The organism is Flavobacterium sp. 90, assembly GCF_004339525.1.
Taxonomy (GTDB): Bacteria; Bacteroidota; Bacteroidia; order Flavobacteriales; family Flavobacteriaceae; genus Flavobacterium.
The window spans coordinates 812,015-823,609 of record NZ_SMGE01000001.1 but is presented as its reverse complement, the minus strand read 5'-3'; the positions used below and the strand labels follow the sequence as shown (position 1 = coordinate 823,609).

Sequence of the window (11,595 nt, the reverse complement as noted above, 5' to 3'; positions counted from 1 at the left end):
TTTTTGTAATACATTACTTACTTGTAGAGTTAAGCAATCTAATTCTTTTTAAATGTTAATTTCTACTCGTTATTTTAAATCAATTCAAAGACTATACGTTAAAGCCTATTCTTTAACCGAAATTTTAATTGTTCTGTGTATCATCGGAATACTATTATTGATGGTTTTACCAAATCAAACTTCAGTAATTGGTCAGGCAAAAGCTATTGAAGCTCAAGCAATGCTAAATCAAGTATATGGTTTGGAGAAGAGTTATTTCTATCGACATTCAAAATATTCCGGGAGCTTAGAAGAAATTGGTTTTGAACAAGAAAAAACAGTTGACGAAGGTGGTCAGGCTGTTTATAAAATTGAAATTCTGGAAGCTTCAAATGATTCTTTTTTAGCCCGAGCAACAGCTACTTCAGATTTGGATGGCGATGGAAATTTTAATACTTGGGAAATCGACAGCAAAAAAATATTAACGGAAGTAACAAAGGAATAAGTTGAAAATAGTCCTGTCAATTTTGTTATTATGTCTAATATCCGTTTTTATACAGGATTGGAAATTTCGTAGAATACACATTGTGTTACCGCTATTAATTTTCAGTTTATCCATCTTTTTAATTGTTCCTAAAACAGATAACTTAGCTAAGATCATAATTTTCAATTTAGGATTCTTTTTAATTACATTAGGTATTCTAACGATTTATATGAGCGTAAAATCTAAAAAATTTCTGAATCCTTTTCACTATTATTTTGGATTGGGAGATTTATTATTTTATGCAGCAGTTTCACCTTTGTTTTTATTAAAAAATTACATTTTATTTTTTATAGGATCACTTCTATTTGCAATTTTAATGCAGTTTGTGTTGAAAAAAATCATTAAAGAAGAAACTGTTCCGTTAGCTGGATTTTCATCTTTGTTCTTATTCATTATAATCTTGAAAGACTACCTCATGTTTTTTCAAAAAATCACTTTGTTATAATGATACAAGATATTACAATCCTATCTGATATTCAGCATATGATATCTAATGATCTTGCCAATCAATATAGAATATTACCTAAATTTTTCTTCGAAAACACATTAGAATTATATGTTGATAATTCTAATAATAGCAAAGACGCTAAGGATGAATTGGAATTATTTCTTGGTAAAAGCATCATTTTTTACCCTGTAATTTCTGCTGAAATAGAAAAAGGATTATCGATTTACTATCGGAAAGAAAGGGCATTAAGTTCGAATAAATCATTAAATGTAGATAAAGGTGATTTCCTGGAAAACGTATTGACGGAAGCAAAATCATTAAAATGCAGTGATATTCATTTTGAAGTTTATGAAGATTCTTCGCGCATACGTTTTAGAATTGATGGACAGTTAATTGAACGTTATAAAATAGAACAAGAAAACTATCTTGAATTGGTTAATAAAGTCAAGATTAAAGCAAAATTAAATATTACCGAAAAAAGACTTCCACAAGACGGAAGAATTACTAATGCATCATTTGATATCAGAGTTTCTATTTTACCTACATTATTTGGTGAAAAAATAGTAATGCGGCTTTTAGGTCAGGACGCCTCAAATATTGATCTAAAAACTTTAGGACTTCAGGAAGAAGAATTAGAAAATTATCTTGAAGCAGTAAAAAAGCCCAACGGAATTATTTTGATAAGTGGTCCAACCGGTTCAGGAAAAACAACGACGCTTTATGCTACATTAAGATTATTAAATGATAGCCGCAGAAATATTGTAACCGTTGAAGATCCAATTGAATATACTTTGAAAGGAATTAATCAGGTACAACTTAAAGAAGATATTGGTTTAACATTTTCATCTGCACTAAAATCATTTTTACGCCAGGATCCTGATGTTATTATGTTGGGAGAAATACGAGACTCAGAAACTGCTTTAATGGCAATACGTGCTTCCTTAACCGGACATTTAGTTTTATCAACCATACATACGAATTCAGCAATAGGAACGATTTCGAGATTAATTGATATGGGAGTTCCGTCTTATTTAATTGCAGAAACCTTAAATCTTTCTGTGGCTCAGAGATTAGTTCGAAAGCTTTGTAATCATTGCAAAAAAGAGACGGTTTGTAACCTGAAAGATTTTCCGTTACACTTTAAATTTCCTTTTGAAATCGCTTCTTATTATAAACCTGTGGGATGTAATAAATGCTATCATACCGGATACAAAGGAAGAACAGCAATTTATGAAATTTTAAACATCGACAGTAAGATTACAGAAGCTATTAAAAATAATACAATTACAAAATTATATAATGATGATAAAAATTATAAATCATTACCTGAAAAAGCATTTGAGATTTTAGTTAATGGAGAAACATCTCTGGATGAAATATATTCAATTTTAATAAACATATAAAACAAATGCTTAAACAAATTGTTTGCGTAATAGCAGCGTTATTTTTTACGAATATTATTGTAGCACAGCAGGATATTGTTGAATTAAGTAGAAAATTTGACGAGTTGTCTCTGCAAAAAAAAGGATTGAATGAAATCATTAAAATGGATGTTTCAGGACTTACATTACACGATTTTATTTCTTCAGTTGCAGAAGAACATCAATTGAATATTGACATCGACACGGAGTTAAATCAGTTAGTGGCTAATAATTTCTTTGATGTAACAGTAAAAGATGTTTTTATACATCTGGTTCAGAAATATGATATTGAAGTTTCTTTCATGAACAATATCATAATTTTCAAAAAAAGAAAAATAACAACCATAATAGAGAAAAAAAAGGCAAAAGTTATAGATGTTTCATACAATTCTCAGAATGATTTTTTATCTGTTAAATTAGAAAATGATACTTTATCAGCAGTTGTAAAGGCAATTACAGATCAGTCTGGTAAAAATTTGATATTGGCACAAGACGTAAAAAATAGTGTTGTTTCGGCTTATATTTTAAATCGTCCCTTTGATCAGGTAATAGAGATGATGTCAAAGTCAAATAATTTAATTGCAACTAAAAATGAAAATGATTTTTATTTTATAGAAAAAAACAATGAAAATGATGATGGTTTACCAATCAAGACCGCAAAAGCAAAGCAACCAAAAGTAAGCCTCGGTGTTCCTGGTTTTTATGAAATTAATGTTAATAAACAAGGGTTTTTACAAGTCAATGCTTATATCGCAGATGCCTCAGATTTATTGACTGAAGCTGCGGAAAAATTACATATTAATTACTTTTTATACAACAAGCCCGAAAACGAAAAAACAACACTTTCTGTCGACAATATTACTTTTGATGAATTACTTGCTCATATTTTTAAAGGAAAAAAATACACACATAAAAAACAGGATAATTTCTATTTAATTGGTGAAGAAGCTACAGAAGGATTGAGAGTAACCGAAATGATTCAGTTAGAAAACCGATCTATAGAATCTGTTATTGGTTCACTGCCTAAATTGTTTTCTGAAAAATTAGAAATTAAAGAATTTATAGAATTAAATGGACTTATTGTTTCCGGATCAAGATCTATACTCGAAGAGCTAAAAGTTTATATTAAACAAATTGATAAAGTTGTACCTATGGTACAAATTGAAGTTATAATAGTACAATACAACAAGTCTTATGATATCCAGACCGGAATGAAAGCTGGTTTGGATAAAATAAACTCCGTTAAAACGGGTGGTGTTTTGTTCCCTAATTCTGATGTGACTTTAAACGGATCTTCGGTAAATAGTTTAATAGATGCTTTTAATGGTTTTGGTCTTTTTAAATTAGGAAAAGTAACAGAGTCTTTTTATCTCAATCTGAAACTTCTGGAAAACAATTCAGTTTTAAAAATAGAATCTACACCTAAAATTGCTACAATAAGTGGACATGAAGCTAAACTATCAATAGGAGAAACCAGTTATTACTTTGAACAAAGTAATCGATTAATAAACAATACGATAGGGAACGATATTTTGAATTCAGGAACATGGAAATCTACTGATGCAAATCTTAGTGTGTCGATTAAACCTTATGTATCTACAGACGAAAACGTAACACTGACTATTGCAGTAGAAAAAAGCTCATTCTTAGCCAGAATAGGCGAAGATGCTCCTCCGGGAAAAGCTACTCAAAAATTTGAATCTTTAGTAAGGGTAAAAAATGGCGAAATGATATTATTGGGTGGTTTGGACGAATTAAAAAAAGAAAACTCAGGGACAGGAACTCCTTTGATCTCTAGAATACCAATTATTAAATGGTTCTTTAGTAGTAGGAAAAAGGGGAAAAGTGATGCTAAACTTCACATTTTTATTAAACCAACAGTTATTTATTAATGTTAGTCCATTTATCCAAAATTATAAGACTAAATAACTTAAATGTTGTTGGAGTAATCAAAAAAGAAGATTACGAAGTCTATCATTTGCTAGCTATTAAAAAGAGCGCCAATAAGATTTCTATAGTTTCAAAACAAACTTTCGAAACCTTTGAAGCACTAACAAAAATAGCCGATAAAAAACAGCCTCTTTTGATTGTTGTAGAAGGGAAAGGAATCCTGAATAAAGAAATTGATTTTGAAAATGAAGCCGATTTAAATTGGCAAAAGAATATCGATTATAATACTATTTACTATACAGATATAAAAGGCAGAAAATCAAATTTTATAAGTTTTTGCAGAAAAAATATTGTAGATGAAATAATATCAAAGTTTCAAAAAAGTAGTTTTCAGGTTGTAGATGTTTATGTTGGCTCCTTTTTAGCTGCTTTGTTGAATAATGTACTAAAAAAAGAAGTTTTATTCTCAAATGAACTGCGTTTAGAATTTGAAGATGATAAATTGTTAAGTTTTGTAAAAGAAAAAGAAACTTTAAAACTTATAGATTACAAAATTGGAGAAGAAATAATTTCGAGTACTTTTTTGCCACTGTACGGAGCAGTAATTCATTTTTTTGTTCAGTCAAAGGAAGTTTCAAAAACAAACAATTCAGCATTAAGCAGTGAAGAATTAATCTATAAAAAAGCTTTTAGAGTTTTAGGAATAGTAATTCTTACCGGTTTTTTGACTTCACTATTATTCAGTTATTTTTTAATACAATATTACGGAACTAAAAATGCTGAATTAAAACAGCAAACAGTTTATTCAAATAAATCCTATCAACTGATATTAGATCTTGAAATTCAAAAAGAAAAGAAACTGAATATCTTAAAAGAATCCGGAGTTCTGTCTTCTAAGTTTCTCTCTTATTATGGTTATGAAATTATTAAAACGATTCCCGCCGCTATTTCTCTCAATGAGTTAAACATTATTCCATTAAAAGAAGAATATAAAGAAAATAAGAAAGCTTTTTTTGATAATAAAACGATCCTTATTAAAGGAGAGACTTATGAAGAATCGTCTTTTAATAATTGGTTAGAAGGTTTGAGAAAAATGAATTGGCTGCAGCGTTTCGAGATTATTAGTCTTAAGAAAGACAAGAAAAATAAATCAATATTCGAAATAAAAATAACACTAAAAAATGTTTGAAAATTATTCGTATAAACAAAAATTTTATGCCCTTATTGGTCTCTTTTTTATATTGTCGATTGCGGCTTATAAAAGATCCTTTCATACTTTGTTTGATGTGGTGATGGAGTATAGAACGCTCTTAAAAAAAGCAGATGATATTGATAAAAAAACAAAAAACGCAAGTACTCTGGTAAAAGATATTGCATATCTGGATAAAATTATCGGAAAGGAAGGCGTTGCAAAAGAAATGGTGCAGCAAGGAATTATAAGTTTTGCAGCAGAAAATTCTCCCGAAGTTTCAATAAGTGATTTAAAACCAATACATGATTATCCTGAGGATAATTATCATGTTATAACAAATCAGTTGGACGTAACAGGGGATAGTAATCAGGTTTTAAAACTGGCCTATAATTTTGAGAAGCAATTTAATCTTTCAAGAATTGTAAGTATGAACTTCTATATCGTAAAAAACAATAATAAATCGGATGTTTTACATCTAAAAATGATTTTCCAAAACTATGAAAACAATAAATAAACTTGCAGTAATTGCCCTAGCGATTTTTACTTATTCATGCGATGATATTCTTGAAGAAGATATTGGCAACGATACTGTTCAAATTTTTTCGCCAATAAACAATTCTAAAATTGAAAGTAATGTAGTTAATTTTAAATGGAATAATCTAAAAGGTGCTGATAAATATCGTGTCCAAATATATGAATCTGATCAGGTTTTAATTTTGGATTCTTTAACTAACAAAACGAGTATTACTTTGCCATTAGCAGCTGGAAATTATATCTGGAGAGTAAGAGGTGAAAATTATGCTTATGAGTCTATTTATTCTTTTCCGTCTAATTTTTCGACTACAATTCCGGATGATTTAACCAATCAGCTAGTAATTTTATCAAGCCCTGAAAATGATAAATATGTAAATTTTATAAATGTTACGCTAAACTGGGAAGTGCTTAAAAATGCTGAAAGTTATAGTGTTAAAGTTCTAAATACAGTCACAAGTCAGGAAGTGTTCTCAAAAACGGATATTACAGATACTTCATTAACACTGGATTTGCCAACTTTAGTTGATGGAACTTATGAATGGAGGGTAAAAGCTAAAAATGCCGATACAGAAACAAAACTATATTCTGCACGAAAATTCAACATTGACACCACAATTCCTAATCAGCCAAAAAACACTTTGCCTGCTGATAATTCAACTCAAATAGCTAATTCTAATATTTCATTTACCTGGAGTATTGCAACAGATCTTGGTAATGTTAAAGCACCAATTTCATATATAGTTGAATTTGCCAATGATATTGATTTTAATATAATTGTTCAAACTCAAAAAAGTAATACAACATCATTGCAGCAAACGTTTTCAGCTACCGGTATTTATTATTGGAGAGTAAGAGCTATTGATGAGGCTGGAAATATAGGAGCAAACAGTACTGGATTCAAGTTCACTGTGAATTGAAATGGCTAAAAAAAGAATAAATATAATTTTAATTATTGTGGTTTTGGCACTTTGGGGAACCGCAGGATACAAAGCACTTAATCGTCAATTTTCAGGCAGTAATCTGCTTATTGAAAAACGAAATCAACAAGTCAATATCAATATAAAGCAAATTAAAAAGGACACTTTTAAACTGGAAAAAATAGGCCGAGATCCGTTTTTAAACAAACAATTTCAAACCGCTCTAATAGTCCCGAAAAGACCAACATCAAATTATGTTTCTGTAAGAAAGGAAGTTGTAACTCCAACTTTAAAAACAGATCCAAATTTAAGCTGGCCCATTTTATCTTATTACGGTTATTTTGAATCTAAAGAAAAAAAACAGGAATTGGTTTTACTGAAGGTAGATTCAAAATTATGCAAGCTTAAAATTAATACTCCGTATAATGGATTAATTGTAAAAAAGAAATACAAAGATTCTATAGAGGTTTATTTTAATTCAGAAAGAAAGATCGTTCGCTTGAAAAAATAAACAGAAAAACTAAAGGTGGGTATTTATTCTAAATTTTATTATCTGAAAAAAACATCAAGTTCAGGAATCGTGTATAGTTCATTAAAAGCATCTTCCTTATTTTATAAATATTAAAAAATATCATTTTGAAATCAATTTTTTTACAATCTACTTTTTTTATAGTTCTCTCATTTGCATTGCTTTCTTTTAGTGATCCTTATACGGTAAAAAGAATTTCTGATAAAGATTTTAGATATGAATTTTTTACTACAGACAAAAAAATAAAACCGAATAAAACCCATATGTATTCTTGGTTTAAAGGAGGTCTTATACACGAAACTCAGGGCGGAATTGCCGGAGATCTGTTAAATGATAAGTTTATCAAAATGTATCATAGTAATCAACTGGCAGAGCAAGGAGAATTTAAAAATGGACTAAGAGTTGGGATATGGAAAACCTGGCATCAAAATGGTATTTTGGCCACAGATCAAAATTGGCATAATGGTTTGCGTTCCGGAATTTATTCCCGTTTTGACATTACCGGTAATTTAGTAGAAAAAGGGAGGTTTGTTGCAAACTATAAAACCGGAAAATGGATTGATACAGAGAAGAAAGATACTGTTATTTACAAAAAAGGGAAAGTTATAATACAAAAACCAACTTTTAATAAATCTGAAAAGTATAAAATAAAGCAAGAGAAAAACAATTTAGAAAATGCTAAGAAGGAACAAAAAAGAGTAGAAGCTCTCGCTGACGCAGACCAACTGGATAATTATAAAGCCAAAGCCAAAGAAGAAAAAGCGATCGCAAAAGAAAAAGCTAAGAAACAAAATGAGTCTGAAGCTGCAGCGAAAAAAGAAGAACGCTTATTAAAAAAACAAGCCAGAGAAGAAGCCAAAAAAGAACCTGAAAAAGAGAATAAAATAGTAACCTTTTTCAAAAATCTTTTTAAAAAGAAAGATAAAGCAGCTCAATAATGGTTAAGGCTCATAGTTTGTTGTATGCTATTTATATCTGTTTAATTGTATCAATTATTTGCGGGGCTTTGCTATATTTTTCTAATTTATACAACCAGCTTAATTCATACTATAATCTTCAGGAAGAACTTTACATTCAGAATCATTCAGTTTTAAATTTTGCTTTAGGAAATAAAACAGTTATCACTGATATTGAAAAAGATAAAAACTCAGAGATAGAAGGCTGTTATAAGACCAAATTATACGGATTGTTTTCCGTGGTTTTAGCACAATCTTATATTTTAAAGGATACAGTATCTTCGATGCATTTTGTTGGTAAACAAGATATTGATAAGAATGCGCTGTATTTAACTAATTTGTCCAAATCATTGTATTATTCCGGAAAAGTAAAACTTATTGGCCACAACCATTTACCAAATACTTTTATCGAAACCTCTTATATAAACAATAGTCTAAATCAACTTATCGCAAATGGACCAACCGCTATTTCAGAACCACAATTACCAGAGATAAATCCTGAGTTTAAAAAAGTATTTCAAGGCTTAAAATCAGAAAAAATAGATATTTCAGAGTTAGAAAAAACAAAAGATTCGTTGTATTTCAATTCATTTTTTAATACTACAAAAGAGATTCAGATAAAATCCATCCTTAGCAATAGTATTTTTAAGGGTAACTTTATTTTAAAATCTGCAGATTCTATTCGGGTTAAAAAAAATGTGGTTCTTGAAGATGTGATTTTAATAGCCCCAAAAATAACTTTTGAAGAAGGATTTAGAGGAACTGTTCAGGCATTTGCAACAAATGGAATCGAACTCGAAGAAAAAGTAATTTTAAATTATCCATCGGTACTATGTGTGTATAATGAAAGTGCAGATGAATCTAAAATAAAAATAAAGAAAGAATGCCAAATAACCGGTGCTGTGGTTTTATTTGGCAATACCATTGATCTAATTGACAAAAATACTATTGAAATAGATGAAAAAGGACTGTTATTAGGAGATTTGTATTGTTCAGGAAAGCTAATGCTTAAAAGTAATGTTTATGGTTCTGTTTATGTAAATCGTTTTTTTATGAAAACAGCTTCGTCCACCTATGAAAATATGATTAGCGATATTGAAATAAATATAGAAAAACGTCCGGCATATTTTATTTCGATTCCATTGTTTAATACTCAAAAAGCGACTTATGGAGTTATCAAAAAAGTGCTTTAATTTCTCGGCTAATTCGATATTGGAATCAGTTATTGCCTTAACAATCATTTCGATCTGTTTGTACTTTGCAGTTCTGATTTTTGCTTCAGTTTATACTTCAAAAACATCGGCTAAATTTTATGGTACCCAAAATAAAGTCAATGAATTATTTTATTTATTGGAGTTAAAAAACGATTCTGTTTTAAACGAAAGTCAAAATGAAAATTTATTGATCGAAGAAGAAATAATAAATGATAATCTTAAAAAGATTTTAATAGAATATAAAGACAGTACACAATTTAAGTTCAAAAAAAGTTTTTATGTACAAGATGCGGAATAGTATAAATTCGGTTCCCGCTTTCTCTATTATTGAGGCGGTAGTTGGTATGGCTATTACGGCTATTATTATGGGAGTTTTATTTGTGATTTTTTCTATTGTTACCGGAAGAATGCTGGATTTTAAAACCCAAAACGAATTAATCAACGACCTTAACAGATTGACATATAGTTTGAATAAAGATATTTTTGAAAAAGAAAAAATGATGGTTGATGAAAATGAAATTTATTTTAATGGATACACAGGTGACAGAATTTTGTATCAATTTTCTAACGATTATATTTTAAGAAAGAAAGAAAATTTTATTGATACTTTCAGAATCAAAGTGAATAAAATAATTGTGGATACGATTAAAAGTAAATCTGAAAAAAATGTTTATCAGAAAGTAAAATTAAATGTAGAATCAAACGAAAAAGAGATAGTTTTAAAATTTTACAAAAGAGTTTATCCAAATGAATTGTTACAAAACATAAAGAAAAATGAGTTTTGATTTAACTGCTTATAATGCACCAAAAGGGGAGAAGAAGGATTCCAGAATTGAAACAAAATCTTTTAAATTCTCTAAAAAGCTGTCTGACAAAAAAAAAGAGATTTTTTATCGAGAGCTTGGTATGCTTCTAAGATCCGGTGTTGATTTTAAAAAAGCACTTGAAATTCTTAGTAATCAAGCTGCTAATAAATTTGAGAGAGAATTAATCCTTGTAATCAAAGAAAAAGTGATTGAAGGAAGAAGTATTTATGAGTCAATGAGAGAAACCAATCAATTTTCGGCTTACGAATATTATAGTATTCAAATTGGCGAAGAAACCAGAAAACTGGAAGAAGTTCTGGGAGAATTACAAAAGTACTTTAATCGAAAAATTCAAATGAAAAGACAGATTATCTCTGTTATGACTTATCCTACTATTGTAATGTTGGTTACGTTTCTGGTTTTGTATTTTATGCTTAATAAAGTTGTTCCGATGTTCAGTTCTGTTTTTAGACAATTTGGAAGTGAATTACCAAAAAGTACACAAATTATTCTCAAAATATCGAATCATTCCGGGATGATTTTTTCTGCTACAATTGGAGTTATAATTGGTTTAATACTCATTCATAGCTTGCTAAAACAAAAAGATAGTTACAGATCGTTTACAACTAAAGTACTTTTAAAAATCCCTTATTTTGGTAACTTGATTCGCAAAATATACATATCACGTTTCTGCCAAGCTATGAATTTGTTGATTACCTCTAAAACAACCTTAATAAATTCTTTGTCGTTAACCGCAAAAATGATTGGTTTTTACCCTATAGAAATTGCTATCGAACAAATAAAAGAAGACATAATAAGAGGAGCTTCATTGCATGAAAGTTTAAAAAAACACGATGTGTTTGAAAATAAAATGGTTTCTATGGTTGAGGTAGCAGAGCAGGTCAATCAGCTTGAGGCTATGTTTGAAAGATTAACAGAACAATACAATGAAGAAATAAGTCATCAAACCAAAATGATAGGCGTGATTCTGGAACCCATGATTATCATTATAATAGGCGCCATTGTTGGAGTAATAATGGTTTCTATGTATGCGCCGATGTTTGATTTAAGTAAAATTATCAATAAGTAATCCCTGTTCTGATATCAATTGCATTTTATAATAATTTGTTAAAAACTGTCTTATTTTAATACTTCTAAAACGTAT

The 11,595-nt window shown here is 29.2% G+C and carries 12 protein-coding genes; all 12 read left to right on the top strand.

Going from position 1 to position 11,595, the window contains the following annotated elements:
- Positions 1 to 52: 52 nt before the first annotated feature.
- On the top strand, positions 53 to 484 hold the full coding sequence (locus C8C83_RS03295; protein ID WP_121326430.1) for a type II secretion system protein: 432 nt from the start codon (positions 53 to 55) through the stop codon (positions 482 to 484).
- Positions 485 to 967: 483 nt separating this feature from the next.
- Positions 968 to 2,374, top strand: a complete 1,407-nt coding sequence (locus tag C8C83_RS03290) for a GspE/PulE family protein (RefSeq protein WP_165877221.1) — start codon at positions 968 to 970, stop codon at positions 2,372 to 2,374.
- Positions 2,375 to 2,379: 5 nt separating this feature from the next.
- The gene (locus C8C83_RS03285) at positions 2,380 to 4,284 is read left to right on the top strand and encodes a type II and III secretion system protein (protein ID WP_121326428.1); all 1,905 of its coding nucleotides are present in this window, start codon (positions 2,380 to 2,382) and stop codon (positions 4,282 to 4,284) included.
- Positions 4,284 to 5,471 carry a hypothetical protein gene (locus C8C83_RS03280; protein WP_121326427.1) on the top strand — a complete coding sequence of 396 codons (1,188 nt, stop codon included), beginning with the start codon at positions 4,284 to 4,286 and terminating at the stop codon, positions 5,469 to 5,471. The genes C8C83_RS03285 and C8C83_RS03280 overlap by 1 nt, the downstream gene beginning before the upstream one ends.
- Complete coding sequence (locus C8C83_RS03275) at positions 5,464 to 5,988, top strand: hypothetical protein (RefSeq protein WP_121326426.1); 525 nt, start codon at positions 5,464 to 5,466, stop codon at positions 5,986 to 5,988. Before C8C83_RS03280 ends, C8C83_RS03275 begins: the two co-directional genes overlap by 8 nt.
- Complete coding sequence (locus C8C83_RS03270) at positions 5,972 to 6,925, top strand: hypothetical protein (protein WP_121326425.1); 954 nt, start codon at positions 5,972 to 5,974, stop codon at positions 6,923 to 6,925. Before C8C83_RS03275 ends, C8C83_RS03270 begins: the two co-directional genes overlap by 17 nt.
- A gap of 1 nt (position 6,926) precedes the next feature.
- Positions 6,927 to 7,436 (top strand): hypothetical protein, encoded by a 510-nt coding sequence (locus tag C8C83_RS03265; protein ID WP_121326424.1) that lies wholly within the window; start codon positions 6,927 to 6,929, stop codon positions 7,434 to 7,436.
- Positions 7,437 to 7,561: 125 nt separating this feature from the next.
- Positions 7,562 to 8,392, top strand: a complete 831-nt coding sequence (locus C8C83_RS03260; RefSeq protein WP_132011658.1) for a hypothetical protein — start codon at positions 7,562 to 7,564, stop codon at positions 8,390 to 8,392.
- Entirely contained in the window at positions 8,392 to 9,603 is a 1,212-nt protein-coding gene (locus C8C83_RS03255) for a hypothetical protein (protein WP_121326422.1), read from the top strand. The genes C8C83_RS03260 and C8C83_RS03255 overlap by 1 nt, the downstream gene beginning before the upstream one ends.
- The gene (locus tag C8C83_RS03250; RefSeq protein ID WP_121326421.1) at positions 9,578 to 9,922 is read left to right on the top strand and encodes a hypothetical protein; all 345 of its coding nucleotides are present in this window, start codon (positions 9,578 to 9,580) and stop codon (positions 9,920 to 9,922) included. Before C8C83_RS03255 ends, C8C83_RS03250 begins: the two co-directional genes overlap by 26 nt.
- Positions 9,903 to 10,409, top strand: coding sequence for a hypothetical protein (locus tag C8C83_RS03245; RefSeq protein ID WP_121326420.1), 507 nt, complete (start codon positions 9,903 to 9,905; stop codon positions 10,407 to 10,409). Before C8C83_RS03250 ends, C8C83_RS03245 begins: the two co-directional genes overlap by 20 nt.
- Positions 10,399 to 11,520, top strand: a complete 1,122-nt coding sequence (locus tag C8C83_RS03240; protein ID WP_121326419.1) for a type II secretion system F family protein — start codon at positions 10,399 to 10,401, stop codon at positions 11,518 to 11,520. Before C8C83_RS03245 ends, C8C83_RS03240 begins: the two co-directional genes overlap by 11 nt.
- Positions 11,521 to 11,595: the final 75 nt, after the last annotated feature.

Coding starts and splice junctions, on each gene's coding strand:
- C8C83_RS03295 (WP_121326430.1), top strand. CDS start 53: ATGTTAATTTCTACTCGTTATTTTAAATCAATTCAAAGACTATACGTT.
- C8C83_RS03290 (WP_165877221.1), top strand. CDS start 968: ATGATACAAGATATTACAATCCTATCTGATATTCAGCATATGATATCT.
- C8C83_RS03285 (WP_121326428.1), top strand. CDS start 2,380: ATGCTTAAACAAATTGTTTGCGTAATAGCAGCGTTATTTTTTACGAAT.
- C8C83_RS03280 (WP_121326427.1), top strand. CDS start 4,284: ATGTTAGTCCATTTATCCAAAATTATAAGACTAAATAACTTAAATGTT.
- C8C83_RS03275 (WP_121326426.1), top strand. CDS start 5,464: ATGTTTGAAAATTATTCGTATAAACAAAAATTTTATGCCCTTATTGGT.
- C8C83_RS03270 (WP_121326425.1), top strand. CDS start 5,972: ATGAAAACAATAAATAAACTTGCAGTAATTGCCCTAGCGATTTTTACT.
- C8C83_RS03265 (WP_121326424.1), top strand. CDS start 6,927: ATGGCTAAAAAAAGAATAAATATAATTTTAATTATTGTGGTTTTGGCA.
- C8C83_RS03255 (WP_121326422.1), top strand. CDS start 8,392: ATGGTTAAGGCTCATAGTTTGTTGTATGCTATTTATATCTGTTTAATT.
- C8C83_RS03250 (WP_121326421.1), top strand. CDS start 9,578: ATGGAGTTATCAAAAAAGTGCTTTAATTTCTCGGCTAATTCGATATTG.
- C8C83_RS03245 (WP_121326420.1), top strand. CDS start 9,903: ATGTACAAGATGCGGAATAGTATAAATTCGGTTCCCGCTTTCTCTATT.
- C8C83_RS03240 (WP_121326419.1), top strand. CDS start 10,399: ATGAGTTTTGATTTAACTGCTTATAATGCACCAAAAGGGGAGAAGAAG.